At 64.1% G+C, this 17,476-nt stretch carries 15 protein-coding genes; 3 read left to right on the forward strand and 12 right to left on the reverse strand.

What is annotated here, in order from left to right:
* Positions 1–35 precede the first annotated feature (35 nt).
* The 3 genes from PCE31107_RS12405 (at position 36) to PCE31107_RS12415 (ending at position 3,898) form a co-directional block, all read left to right on the forward strand.
* The gene (locus tag PCE31107_RS12405) at positions 36–1,898 is read left to right on the forward strand and encodes a TRAP transporter large permease (RefSeq protein ID WP_150608731.1); all 1,863 of its coding nucleotides are present in this window, start codon (positions 36–38) and stop codon (positions 1,896–1,898) included.
* A 117-nt stretch (positions 1,899–2,015) separates the two neighbouring features.
* Positions 2,016–2,873, forward strand: a complete 858-nt coding sequence (locus tag PCE31107_RS12410) for a transketolase (RefSeq protein ID WP_150608733.1) — start codon at positions 2,016–2,018, stop codon at positions 2,871–2,873.
* Entirely contained in the window at positions 2,870–3,898 is a 1,029-nt protein-coding gene (locus PCE31107_RS12415) for a transketolase family protein (protein WP_425494725.1), read from the forward strand. Before PCE31107_RS12410 ends, PCE31107_RS12415 begins: the two co-directional genes overlap by 4 nt.
* Positions 3,899–4,025: 127 nt before the next feature.
* Here the strand turns inward: PCE31107_RS12415 and PCE31107_RS12420 are convergent, their stop codons facing one another.
* From PCE31107_RS12420 to PCE31107_RS23365, 12 genes are all read right to left on the reverse strand, one after another.
* Complete coding sequence (locus tag PCE31107_RS12420; protein ID WP_150608806.1) at positions 4,026–5,129, reverse strand: linear amide C-N hydrolase; 1,104 nt, start codon at positions 5,127–5,129, stop codon at positions 4,026–4,028.
* Between the two features lie 177 nt (positions 5,130–5,306).
* Complete coding sequence (locus tag PCE31107_RS12425; protein WP_425494726.1) at positions 5,307–6,710, reverse strand: c-type cytochrome; 1,404 nt, start codon at positions 6,708–6,710, stop codon at positions 5,307–5,309.
* 11 nt (positions 6,711–6,721) lie between these two features.
* The gene (locus tag PCE31107_RS12430; protein WP_130025477.1) at positions 6,722–8,497 is read right to left on the reverse strand and encodes a GMC family oxidoreductase; all 1,776 of its coding nucleotides are present in this window, start codon (positions 8,495–8,497) and stop codon (positions 6,722–6,724) included.
* Between the two features lie 3 nt (positions 8,498–8,500).
* A complete protein-coding gene (locus PCE31107_RS12435) occupies positions 8,501–9,223 on the reverse strand; it encodes a gluconate 2-dehydrogenase subunit 3 family protein (protein WP_150608735.1) in 723 nt (240 codons plus the stop codon).
* 324 nt (positions 9,224–9,547) lie between these two features.
* The gene (locus tag PCE31107_RS12440) at positions 9,548–11,203 is read right to left on the reverse strand and encodes a hypothetical protein (RefSeq protein ID WP_150608737.1); all 1,656 of its coding nucleotides are present in this window, start codon (positions 11,201–11,203) and stop codon (positions 9,548–9,550) included.
* Positions 11,204–11,381: 178 nt separating this feature from the next.
* Positions 11,382–12,224: a helix-turn-helix domain-containing protein gene (locus PCE31107_RS12445; RefSeq protein WP_246181814.1), complete on the reverse strand. Its 843-nt coding sequence runs from the start codon at positions 12,222–12,224 to the stop codon at positions 11,382–11,384.
* A 262-nt stretch (positions 12,225–12,486) separates the two neighbouring features.
* Positions 12,487–13,947, reverse strand: coding sequence for a M20 family metallopeptidase (locus tag PCE31107_RS12450; RefSeq protein WP_150608741.1), 1,461 nt, complete (start codon positions 13,945–13,947; stop codon positions 12,487–12,489).
* A 241-nt stretch (positions 13,948–14,188) separates the two neighbouring features.
* Positions 14,189–14,569 (reverse strand): hypothetical protein, encoded by a 381-nt coding sequence (locus tag PCE31107_RS23355; protein ID WP_165385257.1) that lies wholly within the window; start codon positions 14,567–14,569, stop codon positions 14,189–14,191.
* Positions 14,554–14,721: a hypothetical protein gene (locus PCE31107_RS23360; protein ID WP_165385256.1), complete on the reverse strand. Its 168-nt coding sequence runs from the start codon at positions 14,719–14,721 to the stop codon at positions 14,554–14,556. The genes PCE31107_RS23355 and PCE31107_RS23360 overlap by 16 nt, the downstream gene beginning before the upstream one ends.
* A 1,221-nt stretch (positions 14,722–15,942) precedes the next feature.
* Entirely contained in the window at positions 15,943–16,224 is a 282-nt protein-coding gene (locus PCE31107_RS12460; protein WP_150608743.1) for a hypothetical protein, read from the reverse strand.
* Positions 16,225–16,330: 106 nt separating this feature from the next.
* Positions 16,331–17,263, reverse strand: coding sequence for a DNA/RNA non-specific endonuclease (locus PCE31107_RS12465; protein WP_246181815.1), 933 nt, complete (start codon positions 17,261–17,263; stop codon positions 16,331–16,333).
* A 51-nt stretch (positions 17,264–17,314) separates the two neighbouring features.
* The gene (locus PCE31107_RS23365) at positions 17,315–17,473 is read right to left on the reverse strand and encodes a hypothetical protein (RefSeq protein WP_165385255.1); all 159 of its coding nucleotides are present in this window, start codon (positions 17,471–17,473) and stop codon (positions 17,315–17,317) included.
* Between the last annotated feature and the right edge of the window lie 3 nt (positions 17,474–17,476).

Here is a 17,476-nt window from a genome sequence, read left to right on the forward strand (position 1 = left end):
GACAGCGTATGAACCGCGCCAGGCTGGAGACTCGCATGAACAAAGGCATACTGCCGGCAGCCCCTGCCCAGGGGGGGCTGATCGCCGCGCTGCAATCCACCTTGGCGAAGTGTGTCGAGCTGCCGGCCGCACTGCTCGTGCTGGCCGAGATCGTCACGCTGTTCGCCGGGGTCGTCAGCCGCGCCGTATTCCACAGCCCGCTGGTATGGTCGGATGAGCTGGCCTCGATCCTGTTCATCTGGCTGGCGATGCTCGGCTCCGTGATTGCCTTGCAGCGCGGCGAACACATGCGCATGACCGCCCTGGTCGGGCGCATGAACGCCGGCCGGCGCGCGTTCCTCGACGTGCTGGCGATCGCCACGCCGCTCGCGTTCCTGCTGCTGTTCATGCCGAGCGCTTACGACTTCGCGGCAGATCAGGCCTTCATCACGACGCCGGCGCTCGAAATTGCCGACTCGTGGCGGGCCGCCGCGATTCCGGTGGGCTGCGCGCTGATGGTGCTGACCGCGTTGCTGCGGCTAGCCCGTCACGGCAACTTGCGCATGGTCGTCACTGCCGCGGTAACGATCGGCGCGATCGTCGGCGCGCTGCTGCTCGCGCAACCCGTGCTGCGTGGGCTTGGAAACCTGAACCTGCTGATCTTCTTCGTCGGCTTCGTTGCGCTGATGGTGCTCACCGGCGTGCCGATCGCCTTCTCGTTCGCGCTCGCCACCTTCGGCTACCTGTCGCTCGGCACGACCACGCCGGTCGTGATTCTGGCGGGTCGGATGGACGAAGGCATGAGCCACTTGATCCTGCTCGCGGTGCCGCTGTTCGTGTTCCTCGGCCTGCTCATGGAGATGACGGGCATGGCGCGCTCGATGGTGGCGTTCCTCGGCAGTCTGCTCGGCCACGTGCGCGGCGGCCTGCAGTATGTGCTGATCGGCGCGATGTACCTCGTCTCCGGCATCTCCGGTTCGAAGGCAGCCGACATGGCCGCGGTCGCGCCGGTGTTGTTCCCGGAGATGCAACGCCGAGGCGCCAAACCCGGCGACCTCGTCGCGCTGCTCGCCGCCACCGGCGCGCAAACCGAGACGATTCCGCCGAGTCTCGTGCTGATCACCATCGGCTCGGTGACCGGCGTATCGATTGCGGCCCTGTTCACCGGCGGCCTGCTGCCCGGCGCGATCCTCGGCGTCACGCTGTGCACACTGGTGTGGTGGCGCTATCGCAACGAGAAGGTGGGCAGCGGCGCGCGCGCCTCAGGCCGGGAGATCGCGAAGAGTTTCGCCATCGCGCTGCCCGCGCTCGCGCTGCCTTTCGTGATCCGTGTCGCGGTGATCGAGGGGATTGCCACGGCGACGGAAGTGTCGACCATCGGCATCGTCTATTCGGCCGCGATTGGGATACTGATCTATCGCCGCTTCGACCCCAAGCGAGTCTATCCGATGCTGGTCGAGACGGCCTCGCTGACGGGAGCGATCCTCTTGATTATCGGTGCGGCGACCGGCATGGCGTGGTCGCTCACGCAGTCAGGCTTCTCGACGATGCTCGCCGCAGCGATGCGCGACGTTCCGGGCGGTCCGGTCGGCTTCATGGCGATCTCCATCCTGGCGTTCATCGTTCTGGGCAGCGTACTGGAGGGTATTCCCGCCATCGTGTTGTTCGGCCCACTGCTGTTCCCGGTCGCGCAGAGCGTGGGCATCAACGAAGTGCACTATGCGATGGTGGTCGTGCTCTCCATGGGCATCGGCCTGTTCGCGCCGCCGTTCGGCGTCGGCTACTACTCCGCCTGCGTCATCAGCAAGGTTCATCCCGACGAGGGCATGCGGCCCATCGTCGGCTATATCGTCGCGCTCGCCGTCGGCCTGGTGTTGGTCGCCGCCGTGCCCTGGCTCTCGACGGGCTTCCTGACCTGATTTTCCCCACTTCCCCGAAATCCGGATCGGCCAACGATCGGCCAACGCAGCGCGCGCTGCCATGCAGCGCGTGGCCCAACGCGCGCCGGAATACGTCCACTTTGCACAGGAGACTTTATGAGCAGCGTTGCATCCCCCCCCACCGATACCCTGAGTACGCTTGCGCAGCGCGCGCATCGCATCCGCCACAACGCCATCACCATGGCCGAGGTTCAGGGCCAGGGCTATGTCGCGCAAGCCTTGGGAATCGCCGACGTGCTGGCCGTCGCCTATCTGCATGCGATGAACGTGCGGCCGCACGAGCCGGAATGGGAGGCACGCGATCGCTTCCTGCTGTCAGTCGGCCACTACGCCATCGCGCATTACGCCGTGCTCGCCGAGGCCGGCTACTTCCCGAGGGAGGAACTCGTCACCTATGGTTGCGACGACAGCCGACTGCCGATGTCGGGCATGATGTCGTACACGCCGGGCGCGGAGATGTCGGGCGGCTCGATCGGTCTTGGCCTGCCGATGGCCGTCGGCATGGGACTTGGCCTCAAACGCAAACAGTCGACGTCGTTCGTCTACACGCTGATGGGTGATGGCGAGCTTGCCGAAGGACCGACCTGGGAAGCCGCCACATCGGCCTCGGCGTTCAAGCTCGACAACATCATTGCCGTCGTCGACGTCAACGGCGTGCAAGCCGACGGCCCGTCAACGCTCATCATGCCGACCGAGCCGCTGGTGCAGAAGTTCGAGGCGTTCGGCTTCTACACACAACGCGTGAATGGCAACGACCTGGCCGCCGTGCTGCAAGCCTTCGACAATGCCCGGTCGCACGACCAGCCCGTGCCGCGCATCATCATCTGCGACACCAAGATGGGCAAAGGCGTCGATTTCCTGGAAGCCCGCGAAAAGAATCACTTCATCCGCCTCGACCCGCCCGAGTGGCAACGAGCATTCAGCGCGCTCAACGCGCAAGGGAGCGCCGCATGAACACGTCCGTAGCCGATCAACCGACGACAACCCAAACCAGTCGGAACGCCATGCCCGCCACGCCCGCCATCATCGCGTCGTCGGTCGATGAGGGACACCGCACACGCGCCACACCGTTCGGCAAGGCGCTCGTGGCGCTGGCCGATGCGCGTCCCGAGATTGTCGGCATGAGTGCCGATCTCGCGAAATACACGGACATGCACATCTTCGCGCAGGCCTATCCGGAGCGGTTCTACCAGATGGGCATGGCCGAGCAGTTGATGGCGACCGCCGCGGGCGGACTGGCCAAGGAGGGCTTCATTCCCTTCGCGTCGACCTACGCGACGTTCGCCGCGCGCCGATGCTACGACTTCATCTCGCAGGGCATCGCCGAGCAGGATGCCAACGTCAAAATCATTGGCGGCCTGCCAGGTCTGACCACGGGCTACGGCCCCAGCCACCAGGCCACGGATGACATTGCGATCTTTCGCGCGATGCCCAACCTGACCGTCATCGATCCGTGCGACGCCCTGGACATCGAGCAGATCGTGCCGGCCATCGCCGACCACCCCGGTCCGGTGTATATGCGTGTGCTGCGCGGCAACGTTCCGCTGGTGCTCGACGAGTACGACTACAAATTCGAACTCGGCAAGGCCAAGCCAATACGCGATGGCAACGATGTCCTGATCATCTCGACCGGCTTCATGACCATGCGCGCCCTCGACGCCGCCAAGGCACTGGCGTCGGATCGCGTTGACGTGGCGGTGCTGCACGTGCCGACGATCAAGCCGCTCGATGAGGCGACCATCGTGCGCGAAGCCGCGCGCGGCGGGCGTCTGGTGGTCGTTGCGGAGAACCACACGGTGGTCGGTGGTCTGGGCGAAGCGGTAGCAAGCGCGCTCATGCGCGCCGAGGTATCGACGCGCTTTCGCCACATCGGTCTGCCTGACCAGTTCCTGGACGCGGGCTCCCTCCCGGTGCTGCAGGATCGCTATGGCATTTCGCGCAATGCGATCATCGCATCGATCAAGCATTGGTTAGCGTGACGTGGGCGAAATGAGGCGGGGCCGGCAAGCGCGATGACGGATGCGCCACCCGCCTTACATGCCCGGCGCATGCCGGGCATGTCTGCTATCGGGGACGGTTGACGGCGTCAGGGCTGCCACGTGCCGTTCACAGGCCGGTGCTTCCTGACCGGTCTTTCGACGCAGGCACGGGAACGTCGCGCAATCCCAGAAACGGGAACGGCGGCGCCACCTTGAAATCGGCCGAGACCTCACCGCTGAAGGTATTGCGCTGATCCTTGCCGAGATCGAGCCGCTTCACGGGCGCCCCGGCCGCGAAATCGACCTTGTTCAGATCCACCCAAAACGTGTTGGGCGTGAGCGCCGATTCAAAGAAGTAAAGCATGCGCTTGTGATCGACGACCGTGCGCCAACGCGTCGATGAAATATTCGGCTCGCCCGGCGTCGTGATGCCGAACGGCACCGACGCATTGCGAATGACACTGAACACGCTCGCCAACGCCTCGACCGGCGATTCGGTCTTTGGAATCGCATTGATGTAGAACGACGCTCGCGCAAAGCGATCCGACGAGCGATTCGTCCCCGGAAGGAACGTCGTTCCGCCGATCTGCTTCCAGTAACTGTTCAACGCAAGCTGCTCGTCAAACGTCGGCGAATTGGTCATCACCTGATACTGGCGACCGTGGTGAATCACCTGCCGGCCGTTGATGTACTCGACGATCGCACTGTCGCCCGACTTGTCGGACATCGACAGATGCAGCGTCGCGATCCGATCCTCGCCGGGCACGTTGTCCGTCACGATCGTGAACGGCGTCTTCTCCAGCGCCGCCACGGCTTGTGCGACCGTCGCGAAGTTATCCAGCACGTACTGCGCCCAGGCCGCGATCGTCAGCCCCGGCTTCGACCCCTTGTCGAACGTCGGATACTGCGACTCCACCAACCAGAGCAATTGCGCCGACAGCCCCTTCTCGTTGACGCCGTCGGTCGTCGACACGTCGTAGCCCGTGGCCACCACGCTGCCGTACTTCGCCGTCCAGCGAAGCGAGTTGGGCCCCGCCTCGCCCGAGCGCGTCATGCCGCGCGGCAACACATAGAGATTGGTGGCGACGTCGACCCTCCAGTCCATCGAGCGCGCGGTAATGACGTCGTCGTTCGCGCCGAGATACACCACACGGGTACAGGCCAGTGCCGACAGCGGGGACAGGGCGAGCGTTGCGGCGGCGACGAGACACGGCAAGGTCTTGGCGAACATTCGGGGCATGGCGATACCTCACGTTGGAGAGACGGTTGCGCAAGAACCGTCAGTATAACGATGGAATCCGCTCCCTCCCCCGCCCGATCGCGAACAACGAAGCCCCGCCAGCGATGCTGCCTGGCGAGGCTTCGACTTCCCCCCTGGGGCCGGTCACCGGCCCTACGATTTGCCGGCTCAGCGCTGCGGCTGCGCCGCCGCGCCAACCTCCTTGCGCACCTTGGCCACCTGGGTGGCCGTCACCGCCGGCGCCTTGTTGCCCCAGCTCGAGCGCACGAACGTCAGCACGTCGGCCACGTCCTGATCGGTCAGCCGGTCGTCGAAGCCCGGCATCGCGTAATGCGTGGGCGCCGACTTCGTCCACGGCATTTCCGCGCCGCGCAACACGATGTGGATGAGCGAGGTCGGATCGGCCGAGTTCACCGTCGAGCTGAGGGCGAGCGTCGGGAACGTCTGCGTGTAACCCTTGCCGGTGCTGCGATGGCACGCCGCGCAGTTGTCGAGGAACGTGAGCGCACCGTTGCCCTTGCCTGCGCCCGTCCGCAATGCCTTGGCCACGGTGTCGTCATAGGCGAGCGCCTTGGCGTTCGGATCGACCGGCTTGAGCGTCTTCAGGTACTTGGCAATCGCCATGAGGTCGTCGTCGTTCATGTGCTGGGTGCTGTGCTGCACCACGTCCGTCATCCCGCCGAACGCCGCGGAGTGGTCGTTACGTCCGCCCTTCAGGAACGCCGTGATATCGCCTTCGCTCCAGTTGCCCAGACCGTCGGTGACATCGCCCCGCAGATTCTTTGCGAGGAAGTTGTCGACCACACCGCCCGACAGGAATGCGGTGCTGTCGTCGGTGAGCGCCTTCTCCTGGAACGCAAAGCCGCGCGGTGTGTGGCAGGCGCTGCAATGGGCCAGGCCTTCGACAAGATAGCGTCCGCGCGAGATCGGATCGTTATCGGTCGAGGCGGTGTCGCCAACGACCGCGGGCGCGAACATGTTGCGCCAGATCGACAGCGGCCAGCGCATCGACATCGGCCACGGGATATCGGTCGACTTGTTGGTCTGCGCGACGGGCTTCACGCCGTTCATGAAGTAGGCGTACAGCGCCTTGACATCGGCCGGACGCACCTTCGCGTACGACGTGTACGGCATGGCCGGATACAACGTCGCGCCATTTTTCGCGATACCGTGACGCACCGCCTTGTCGAAGTCCTCGAGGCTGTAGCTGCCGATGCCGGTGTCCTTGTCCGGCGTGATGTTCGTCGAGTAGATCGTGCCGATCGGCGAGGCGATCGGCAGGCCGCCGGCGAACGGTAGCCCCTTGGGCGCCGTGTGGCACGCGGCACAATCGGCCGCGCGCGCGAGGTATTCGCCCTGCTTCACGAGTTGCGCCTGCGGGTCGTTCGCGGCGGGCGCCTGGCTGCCGGCGGCCGCCGTGGCGGGTGCCATCGGCGTCGGCGACACGGCTGGTGCGGCCGGTGCCGAGGCCGGCGCCGCCGCATTCTGCGCCCACACGGCAAAGGCCGCGAGCGCGAGGGTCCCGGCGGCAAGTGTGATCGCGGAGCGTTTCATCATCGTTTTGCGGATCATGGTTGCGCTCCTCAGGCCTGGACCAGCGGGCCGGCGTTCTTGAGGTACTGTTCGCGAATCGCCTTCGCAGACCAGTACGCCAGCGCCGCCACCACGCCCGTGGGGTTGTAACCCATGTTCTGCGGGAACGCCGACGCGCCCATCACGAACACGTTGGACACGTCCCAGCTTTGCAGGTACTTGTTGACCACGCTGTTCGACGGGTTCGTGCCCATGATCGCGCCGCCGGTCGTATGCGTGCTCTGGTAGATCCGGGTGTCGTAGTGCGTGCCCTTCTTGCGGATCGCGCGGAACACCTTCTCCGGATTCATCGCGCGGCCGACCGCTTCCATGCGGTCGCCCATATAGCCCAGCATGGCGTACTCGTTGTCATGCCAGTCGAACGTCATGCGCAGCAACGGTACACCGTAGGCGTCCTTGTAGGTCGGATCGAGATCGAGACACGCGTCGCGATACGACATGACCGAGCCGGAAATGCCGATCGTCATGTAACGTTGATACGCGTCCGTCACACCCGCTTTCCACTTGCTGCCCCACGACGGTGTGCCCGGCACGCTCGGCGTCATCTTGATCGGACGCCCGCCCGTGCGCACGTGACGGATGCTCGCGCCGCCGATAAAGCCCAGCGGCCCGTGGTCGAACTGGTCGCCGTTCAGATCGTCCATCGACACGCCGCCCGCGCCCGTGCCGATGAATGGATTCAACTGCGTGCCCTTGGGCAGCAGCACATTCACGGCGCCGTTCATCTGGTACGCATAGTTTTTGCCGACAACGCCTTCGCCCGTCTTCGGATCGTAGGGCTTGCCGATGCCGGAGAGCAGCAGCAGGCGCACGTTGTGCATCTGGTACGCGGCCATGATGACAAGATCGGCCGGTTGCTCGACTTCTCGGCCCTGTGCGTCGATGTACGTCACGCCCGTGGCCTTCTTGCCGTCGCTGTCGAGATTGACCTTGACGACGTAAGCATGCGTGCGCAGTTCGAAATTGGGTTTCTTGAGCAACACCGGCAGAATGGTCGTCTGCGGCGACGCCTTCGAGTACATGTAACAGCCGTAGTTTTCGCAGAAGCCACAGAAGTTGCATGGCCCGAGACGCACACCGTACGGATTCGTATAGGGCTGAGAGGTATTCGCGGCGGGGGCCGGATACGGATTGAAGCCGACTTCGCGGGCCGCCTTCTCGAAGAGCGTCGCGCCATAGGTGGTCTGTAGTGGCGGCGTGGGGAATTCGCTCGACCGCGCGCCCTCGCGCGGATTACCGCCAGGCACGATCGTGCCGTTCAGGTTGCCGGCCTTGCCCGACGTTCCGAACACTTTCTCGGCGAAATCGAAGTGCGGCTCCAGTTCCTCATAGCTCACGCCGAAGTCCTGAATCGTCATGCCGTCGGGGATGAACTTCTTGCCGTAGCGCTCTTCATAATGACTGCGAAGCTTCAGTTCTTCCGGCAGGATGCGGTAGTGCATGCCGTTCCAGTGAAAGCCCGCGCCGCCCACGCCATTACCCAGCAGAAACGAGCCGTTCTGGCGGTAAGGCACCGCGAGATCGTCCGGCGTATGACGAATCGTAACGGTCTCGCGGGCCAACTCCTGGAAGAGCTTGCCCCGCACCGAGTATTCGAGTTCGTCAATGACTTTGGGGTACTGCGCGTCGGTGGGCGTATCGCGCATCGCACCGCGCTCGAGCGCCACGACGTTGAGCCCGGCATCGGTGAGTTCCTGGCCGAGGATGGCCCCGGTCCAGCCGAAGCCCACGATGACGGCGTCGACCTTGTCTTTCTTGATGGCCATGAATTAGCCCCGCTTTCCGGAAATCGACACGGGCCCATACGGGTACTTGACGTTCGGCTGATCCGCCCAGTCGAGGAAGTCGGCGCGCGCGCCGGGGAACCCCACCATCTTCCAGCCCACCATGTCCTTGTTGCCGCCGTGGATCGGATCCGAGAAGAAACCTTCCTTCGTATTGGCGAGCAGATAGGAGAAGAACGTGCGCGCCGGCACGCTATCGAACTCGACCTTCGCGTGCTCGAGATCACCGAGCACCGTCTCCTGCGTGGCGTGATCGAGATCGGCAAATGCCTTCTTGTACTGCTTTTTGCAGTAAGCGTCGCACGCCGCAATGCCGTGACGATAGATGTCGCGCGGCACGAGACTCAACTGGTAGCCCATCTCGGGAGGCTGATCGGTATGAAACGGCCCCTGCATATACCAGAGCTTGCCGTGCCCGAAGGGCGTTTCCATCTGACGGTCGATGAACTGTGGCACGTCGGCCTGAAGCGCTCCCGGGCCGAGGTCGTCGGCGGGAATCAGGCGGTCGACGGCGGCATTCACAAAACGCCATTCGTCGGCGGTGAAGTACTTGGGCTCGTAGGGCGCGGTGGACGCGGCGGGGGCGACGGGCTTGTCGCTGCTGCAGGCGGACTGACTCAACGTCGCACCGGTGGCGAGGGTCGTGGCGGGCACGATCGCCAGCACCTGGCGCAAAAAGCGCCGGCGCGGTTCCTTGTCCTGTGACATGGGGTTCTCCGTTTTGTGGGGGACGAATCACGCATGACAGTCAAGCAATGGATCGCCATGCGTGAAGAAAACCTGACAGGCTATTCGCTTCGCGTAGCGTTTTTTTAACGCGACCATTCTACTGACAAGCCCCCCACGCGGCAAAACCCAAGTGTTGCTTAAACCTCGCAAACCGTTGATTAAAAAGGCTTGTGAATAATTAAAGTATTTACTATTACGCGCGCACGAAGCGTTTTGCCACATAAAATCTTTCGCGCGGCTTTCGCATGAAAAAGGCCGCTCCGTGTTCCGGTAGCGGCCTGACCTGCCTAATGCAGCGGTGGATTACTCAGGAATGGGCGGCAGTGCCGACAACGGCGGCGGTGGCGACAATGGCGGCGGCGGTGGCAGTGGCGACGGCGTCGCGACGGCTCGAGCGCTGCCGACGGGGCCGTGTCCGCCTGCGGCCTGTTCGCTCGGCAACGGCGAGGACACCATCGATCGAGCAAACATTGCCCCCAAGCTATGCTGCCTGCCCGGATGCGCGTTGCAGAACGCCTGCGCAAAAATTTCGCGCCGCGAGGGTTGCGACGTCGCGCTGGTCGATGCCGGCGAGCGTTCGGCTCGCGTGACGCGCGCGTATTCGCTGCCGTCCGGCGCGACAAAGTGGGGCACGTCCGACGGGGTGTCTGACCTCACGAGGCGGGCGTAACCGCGCGCGTCCATCTCCGATGTCTCGGAATCGTCGGAATCCTCAGAATCGTCGAGCACCAACTCGGCGGAAGGCTCGGCCAGCGAGGGGCGAACGAGATCGGAAAGCCGGGTGGCATCGATCGGATTGGCCGTGGTCCGACGCGACCGCTCACGACTCGGACTCCGTGGGTCCACGCCTGAGTCGACTTCGTCGCCAAGCAGGCTGTCGTCGTGCGCAGGCGCCGGTGTGTCCGCCGGCGCGCGACACGTGTCGGACGGTGACAGGCCATCGTACACAGCACGGGTGGCGGCCTTCCAACTGTCGATGTCCAGCGCCCTGACGGCGAGCCAGGAACGCGCGGCGTCGCGGCCGCTGGATCTGGCATCGTTGAGCACGGTCGTGTACTCGTGCGCGCCGAACCCCCGACTGCGAATCATCTTGAGCGTGACAGGCTGGTCGGCCGGGTAGCCAAGGAGGAGTGCCAGCCGAGCCGAATCATTGGCCGCCCGCGTCTTGTTCCTGGCGAACCAGGAGGTCGACGCGGCAGGCTTGAGAACCCAGTTGCCATCGCGTACAGCCAGGCGCAGCGGTACGTCGGCGCCACCGTTGCTCATCTCTCGCTCCGCCTCGCGCGCCATGTCGTTCAGCGCGATCAGGGCGTTCAGTTCCGAGCGAAGCAGATCGTCCTTCCTGCCATGCGAATTCATGGTCAATCGCGCCATCGCATCTCTGAGCGCAGCAAGGTCATCGCGATTTCTTAGCGCAATTTTCCTGGCGCTCCCGTCGGGCAACGACGGGATGGTCGCAGTCAGCTTGCCCACCTCATCGCTCAGACGCGCGATCTCGCCAAGTTGCGCGCGCACCGAGCCAGTGGCAAACGTTCGAATGAAAGGGGTCGGCTCGGCTGGAGTCCCGTGACGGACCCGCTGCATGGCCGACGCACGCTCACGCTCGAAGGTCACGTCGGCGGCGACGGCGTCGGTAAACTGGGTGCGCCAGCGCCCAAGTCCCTCGCCGACGAATTTTGGCATCAGCGGGTCGGCGCGCAGGCGCTTGGCGTGAAGCACCTCGCGATCGCGCTCCGCGCACCAACTCCCCAGCGGAATGCCACTGTTGGCTTGCGTGCTTCGCGGCCGCACGGGATAGGACTGCCAGGGCTTGCCAGTCGGACTGAGCGCGGACGTGGCGACCGATCCCAGTCGCTGAAAGTCCGAGCCGAAGCTGTTCCCATCGTCGGGCGGCTTCGACCGGGTGATGGAAATGAGTTGCACTGGCGAGCCGCGCGATGCGGCGGAAATGGTTCCCATGATCGTCTCCAAGGTAAACAGACCGGATGGTCGTCAAGCGCAAGGAGACTAGAGTGGTTTGCCGCGATGTGATGTCGAATGTGTGGGAAGACTTCGTTTTGTGGAACCGGTTCGTCGTTTTCCCGCACGCAAAGCGCATGCTCAACGACGGTGGTCGACGCGTGGCCCGCCCGCCCCTTCAGAACCGGGCCAGCAGTTCTTCGAGCAACGCCGCGCCCTCCCTGCCCTTGGCGGCATCCGCCCAGAGACGATCGATCATGGCGCGATACATGCCAACGCCGTCGGGTGACGTCGTGATGGTGGCGATGCCGGTACGCAGGTTCGGTAGTTCGCCCAACCGGAACGGCGAGACCGCCACGTAGGCTTCGCCCTGCGCCTCGAAGATCTGGAACGACTCGTTGGGCATGTTGTCGCTCACGATGCCGATCTGCACGCCCGTCGTGTCGGTCACGAGAAACTCGACGATGCGCGCCACTTCACGCCGCGCAGCCATCTTCCGTTCGAGCTGCACGCCAGGCGGGAGTCCCAGCCGTCCGACGAGTCCGTGATGCAGAAACTGCTCGATCTGACGCAGCCCGATGAGGCTCGTCACCGCCAGCCGCTGGCGCGAGAAGCTCGACTTGCGCTCCTGCAAGATGGCCAGCACGCGATCGATCGTGTTTGTCCAGCGCTGGTCGGCGAGCTTGGGCGGTATGCTCTCGTCGAGCATGTGGCGCAGCCAGACGTCGTAATCTTCGGACGTCAGCAGGAACGAAATGGGATCGAAATGCGCGACGATACGCTCGGAACGGCGCTCCAACTGGCGCATACGCTCGAAGTAGCTGACCGCTGAGTCGTGATATTCGACCTCCACGCCCAGCAGATTCGCCAGCGACACGCCCAGCAGCGCCGCGAGCCGTTCCAGCGTATCGATCTTGACGATCTCGCCGCGCTCGAGCTTGTAGATCGCCGCGCGTGAGATATCGAGCTGCTCCGCCACATCCTCGCTACGCAACTCCGCAGCGATCCGGTAGGCGCGCAAACGTTCGCCGATAGCTCGGAAATTGAAACGCGCGCCCCTCGGCGCGCGGGATGTCGTCGCAACGCGATTCAAATCGTCCCCTTTCGGATGCCCGTGCGCCGCGCGGCGGATCGCGCCGCGCCCACATCGCAGAGCGGCGATTATACCGGGTGCTCGCATGCCTCGATGCGGCTTGCCCCCCCGTCGGCAACGCGCTCGACCCGGGGGACGAGGCCGCCGCGCGCTTGCCCGGCCGGCTGCGTCGTGACAACGCGAGCGCCGTCTACGGCGCGAGCGCGATGACCTCGGCCACCGCGGCCGTCAACTTCTTCGCGTAAGGTACGTGCAGGAATTCGTTCGGGCCATGCGCGTTCGACTTCGGTCCGAGCACGCCGCACACCATGAACTGCGCCGACGGGAAACCCGCCTGCAGTGTATTCATCAACGGAATGGTGCCGCCCTGCCCGATGTACGCCACGTCTTCCCCGTAGTGCCGTTGCGACGCCGTGTTCAGTGCCGACGTGAGCCACGGCGCAACATCGGGCGCATTCCAGCCGGAGGCCGCGCCGGCGTCCGGCTTGAACGTCACCCTGGCGTTGTAGGGCGGATCGAGTTCCAGCAGCGATTTGAGTTCGGCCACCGCCTGCGCGGCGTCGACGAGCGGCGGCAGACGCAGCGACAGCTTGAAGGCCGTGCGCGGACGCAGCACGTTGCCTGCATCCGACAGCGCCGGCAGTCCCGCCGCCCCGGTGACCGACAGCGACGGGCGCCACGTCGAATTGAGCAGCGCCTCCTTCGGATCGGTCGTGGTCGGCAGTACCGACAGGCCGTCCTGACCGCAGGCCCACGGCATCTTCTTCCAGACATCGTCGCCAAGAATGCGCGCCGTCGCTTCCGCCTCCTTCAGGCGCTGCAACGGAATCGGCGTATGAAAGCCCTGCGGCAGCACGTTGCCGCTGCCCGCGTCTTCCAGACGTTCGAACAATTGACGCATGATGCGAAAACTCGACGGCGCAATTCCGCCATAGCCGCCCGAATGAATGCCCTCGTCGAGCACTTGCACTTCGAGACTGCCGGAGATCAGGCCGCGCAGCGATGTCGTGAGCCACAACTGATCGTAGTTGCCTGCGCCCGAATCCAGGCAGACGACCAGTCCGACACGGCCCAGTCGCTCACGCAGCGCGTCGACGTAAGGCAGCAGGTCGTAACTGCCCGACTCCTCGCACGTCTCGATGAGACCGACGCAGCGCGGGCGCGCCACGCCCTGGGCATCAAGGGCCGCGAGCGCCGTCACGCTGGCATAGATGGCGTAACCGTCGTCCGCCCCGCCTCGGCCATAGAGCTTGCCGTCTTCAAACTTGGGCGTCCACGGGCCAAGATCGCGACGCCATCCATCGAACTCCGGTTGCTTGTCGAGGTGGCCGTAGAGCACGATGGTTTCGTCGCTGCCCGAGCGCGTAGCGGGGGCCTCGAAGAAGATAACCGGCGTGCGTCCGTCAAGGCGAATCACTTCGAGCTTCAGCCCCTTCACCGGCTGGCGTTCGGCCCATTGCGCGGCGTCGCGCACGACGCGATCGATGTATCCATTGCGTGCCCAGTCGGCGTCGAAGCCCGGGCTTTTGGCCGGCACGGCAATGTAGTCGGTCAGCGCGTGCAGGATGTCTTCATTCCATTTGCGATCGACGAATTCGCGCAAGGCAGCGGTGTCGAGCGACGGCTGAGTCGGGGTGACGATGTCGTTCATGGGGGCGTCCTTAGGGAGGGCTTGTTTGATGTGGCGGACCGGACCGAGCGGATCAGGCGTGGCTCGAGGATCCTGCCAGGGCACGCGTCGGGTACGCCGGCGGGCCGTATGACGACATCATAGCCATTCCCGGCGGCAGTGGCGACTGGCCGTCAAGACAGCGCGCGGCCGCCTTGGGCGCCGCGCCAGCATGCTCAAGATACTTGCGCCATGCAAACGGGAAGACGGGCGCGGTGGGTGCTCAGTTGCCGGTGCCTGGCGGGCCAAAACGAAACACGATCTCTCCGGCGGCCCCTGCCGCCTTCAAACACGAGGTCGATTGCGTCCCCTTGCCGGGGATGCCCAGCGAATGCTCGGTGTCCGCAGCGCTGCACCGCCAAAAGAACGAGACCGGACGGTCGCACCCGTTCGATGCCTCGTACCGGTATTGCGTGACGTCGGCAGGCAGTGCACGTAGCGCCCCGCAGGGGTTCCCGGCAGCATCGAGCGGTTCGGACGGCGCGGGCGTCGCGGATGACGTTTGGGCGTGAACCGACGCGCTCGCCGCGAGCGCGAGCCACACCACCGCTGCCGTCATCCTCAAGCGGTGCGCTGCCGTGACGACCATCAGAGCCAGCGCCAAGCAATGGCGACGGCCCCGACGGCAATGCCAACGGAGATGACGACGCCAAACCATGCCAGTTGCGCACGCCGCGCCCGACGACGGCTCGATTCCGAAGTGTCGTAAAAACGACCCAATCCGCCCGAGTACAACTTTTCCCAGCGAATTTCCATGGCGCACCTCACAAATCAATCAAACCGGCCCGCGTGATAATCTTTTTTCTTCTTTATCGAAAATTCTGAGACGCAAGACAATTCGGATAAATCCGGGCAAATCCGGAACCCAGGACTACCCAAAATTCCGACACAGCGCCGTCGCTTCAAGATGTCACTATTCTTTCGTTAACGCAATAGCGTGAACCCGCAGAATGCTGCGCCGGCGCCACGAGAGACCACGTTATCGACGATGGATATCAACGTGCTTAACGCGCTTTATCGCAGGCGGCGTCGAATCTTTAAGGGAAATGGCAGCGATTTGTAGTAATTCAGACGTGCCAGCCTTTCCGAAACGCCGCGCTCATGTAACAAAACGTTTCAAAACATCGCGGGTGTGCTGTTGCATCGGGTGATTGAAGCGGCGCGGCGAACGTGCCGAAACCTCCGTAGCATAAGCTCGGGAGGCGGCATTGGCTTGGAAGTCGTGGAGGAAAAGCGTTAGCCGAAGCAACGCGGCGCGGCCGTCCGCCGGAGGCGGTGCCGCGCACGAAAAGGAAGATGGGTGACTTTAGCGTCCCAGGAAGGCCGCACCGACCGACAAGAGCACGAATCCGCCGACGCTACAGGCGATCGCGATTGTCAAAAGGCGTTGAAAGAGCTGCTCGCGCTCGCTCGCGCTGCGATGGGAACGGGGTGCATCGTGATGAATCGTTCCCCAACCACTCGAATACACTTTTTTCCAACGGATGTGCATAAGTTACCTCGCGTTGTTTAGTGTTCTTAGCCTTGCCCGTCATCGATTCACACTGTCGGAATCGACGAGACGCAGGGTTAGTATGCGCTTCGCCGAGTCGCCGTAAACCCCCCATCCGTGCTGCGTCGCCGCAAGCCAACCCCTTGATTTCGATGGATTCCGAGACAGGAGCGAGTGAGGTTGAATCCTGCCCCTCCGACGCAACGAGAGATTTATGACAGAGGGTGTCAATGCGACAGAATGTCGCAGGTGCGACAAGTTGTCGCGCAACCCGCATGGATCTTGGAATTATGGATTTCAACCGGTGCGACGGGGCCAGTCATGTCGCAGGTGTGACAGCGGTGGCCGGCCGGACGACCCGGGTGTTCGAAGCGGCGTAGGCGTGTCCGGCGCGCGACATCGTGCAGCGCAACATCGATTGTTCGAATAAGCGACAAAGCTGGGGTAAATCCGGGGGAAGGAAATGGGCCTCCTCCCCGCCAGGGTCACGATTCGAATGGATTTCTCACCTGTCGCGCCGTCGTGCCCCCCGGCGCGCCCGCCTGGGCCGGCAGATCGGCGCGGGAGAGCGTCGCGACCACGGCGTCGAGCACCGCCTTGAGCGTCTGCGCCTGACGCAGCCCTTCGGCATCACGGCGAATCTCCAGATTGCCGAAGAGCGCGACGTGGTCCGTATGGTTTTCGACGTTCAGCTCACCCAGCGTGAGCGCGTCGGCATCATTGGCGAACGGGACGAACGCGGCATTGGCAGAAGACGAAGTGGACATTCGGGACTCCTGAATCGAGGGATAGTCAGTCAGTTGAGATCGGCCGACGGGGTGGCCATCGTCAGTGGCGGGGCAAGGACAACGCCTGTGGCGATCGGCGTCGTGCTTAGCGAATGATCGTACGCAAGAAATCGAGCACCGTCTGCACCTCCCGATACGACGGCACGCTCGGATCGCGCTTGCGCTTGCCGCCAGCCGCCTTGGGTGCGGGCAGGCGCATGGCCGTGCGCTTGACGTCCAACGGCATGCCGGGGAAAAAGTCGATGCCGGCGAGCGTCTCGAGTTCCGCCACGCTCACCACCGAATAGTCGCTCGTGGCCTCGTTCGCCACCAGGTAGGCACCGGCCTGCTTGCGTTTCGGGTCGTAGACAATCTTGTAGAGCTGCGTGGGCACCATCACCCGATCGCCGACCTGCGTGATCGACTTGCCCTTGAACAGCGGGCCCGTAATGACGAACAACTCGCCGCGATCCTGCGCAAGCTTGCGCACGCTCGACTCGATGCCCGCCCACAGATATCGATTGTTCTCGCTGTTCTGCGGCACCATGTTCGACAGCGAAAAGCTTTCCGACTGCGCTTGCGCATCCGGCATGTCGGCCGACGGCGCCATGTGCCCCCGGTCGTATCCCGAACGCACGTAATCGCGAAGCTCGGCCCGCTCATCGGCGGGAAGGCGAGATTCGGCATGGAAATTGTTGACGCGCGAAATCTGGCGCGCGTCACGCAAGCCCGCCGCGCTCAGGTGCTCGGCCGACCAGAGCGGGGTACGTGTCACCCCCGAATGCATGACACCGAACGCGCTGAAGCACACTTCGCGCGCGTCGCGATTCATGGCGGACTGGGTAATGTCGGGCGCGGTAGCGGCCCAGTAATGCTCCCCGCAAGCGGAAGCGGCGGCGATTGCATGGCCCGAAAAGGTCATGACGCACGTCACGACCCCGACTCGGGTAAGGGTGGCCAGAGAGGCGGCCAACTGCCCGGCCATCGCGCGCAAGCGGCTTGCGCGCACCGCGGTGACCGTCCATCGAAACTGCTTCATCGCACTGCTTACGGTAAGACGTGAGGGGGTGCGATTGTAGCGGATGAACCGCTATTCAGGGACGACACTGCCCACACCGTAAGCGGCGCATTGCAGGGTCTGGGCGGGGCCGAGGTTGTCGCACTCGTCCGCGCGCGCACTCGGCAGCCACGCCTGTGCCAGGAACAGCACACAGAGCACCAGCGCGAGCACGAGGAGCAGCGTCTTCATTGC

This window comes from Pandoraea cepalis, assembly GCF_902459625.1.
GTDB classification, from domain to species: Bacteria; Pseudomonadota; Gammaproteobacteria; order Burkholderiales; family Burkholderiaceae; genus Pandoraea; species Pandoraea cepalis.

Bases quoted from the DNA above. Each gene is read 5' to 3' on its own strand.
- PCE31107_RS12405 (WP_150608731.1), top strand. From the start codon at position 36: ATGAACAAAGGCATACTGCCGGCAGCCCCTGCCCAGGGGGGGCTGATC.
- PCE31107_RS12430 (WP_130025477.1), bottom strand. From the start codon at position 8,497: ATGGCCATCAAGAAAGACAAGGTCGACGCCGTCATCGTGGGCTTCGGC.
- PCE31107_RS12465 (WP_246181815.1), bottom strand. From the start codon at position 17,263: ATGAAGCAGTTTCGATGGACGGTCACCGCGGTGCGCGCAAGCCGCTTG.
- PCE31107_RS12450 (WP_150608741.1), bottom strand. From the start codon at position 13,947: ATGAACGACATCGTCACCCCGACTCAGCCGTCGCTCGACACCGCTGCC.
- PCE31107_RS12425 (WP_425494726.1), bottom strand. From the start codon at position 6,710: ATGATCCGCAAAACGATGATGAAACGCTCCGCGATCACACTTGCCGCC.
- PCE31107_RS12460 (WP_150608743.1), bottom strand. From the start codon at position 16,224: ATGTCCACTTCGTCTTCTGCCAATGCCGCGTTCGTCCCGTTCGCCAAT.
- PCE31107_RS12415 (WP_425494725.1), top strand. From the start codon at position 2,870: ATGAACACGTCCGTAGCCGATCAACCGACGACAACCCAAACCAGTCGG.
- PCE31107_RS12420 (WP_150608806.1), bottom strand. From the start codon at position 5,129: ATGTTCGCCAAGACCTTGCCGTGTCTCGTCGCCGCCGCAACGCTCGCC.
- PCE31107_RS12440 (WP_150608737.1), bottom strand. From the start codon at position 11,203: ATGGGAACCATTTCCGCCGCATCGCGCGGCTCGCCAGTGCAACTCATT.
- PCE31107_RS12435 (WP_150608735.1), bottom strand. From the start codon at position 9,223: ATGTCACAGGACAAGGAACCGCGCCGGCGCTTTTTGCGCCAGGTGCTG.
- PCE31107_RS12410 (WP_150608733.1), top strand. From the start codon at position 2,016: ATGAGCAGCGTTGCATCCCCCCCCACCGATACCCTGAGTACGCTTGCG.
- PCE31107_RS23365 (WP_165385255.1), bottom strand. From the start codon at position 17,473: ATGAAGACGCTGCTCCTCGTGCTCGCGCTGGTGCTCTGTGTGCTGTTC.
- PCE31107_RS23360 (WP_165385256.1), bottom strand. From the start codon at position 14,721: ATGGAAATTCGCTGGGAAAAGTTGTACTCGGGCGGATTGGGTCGTTTT.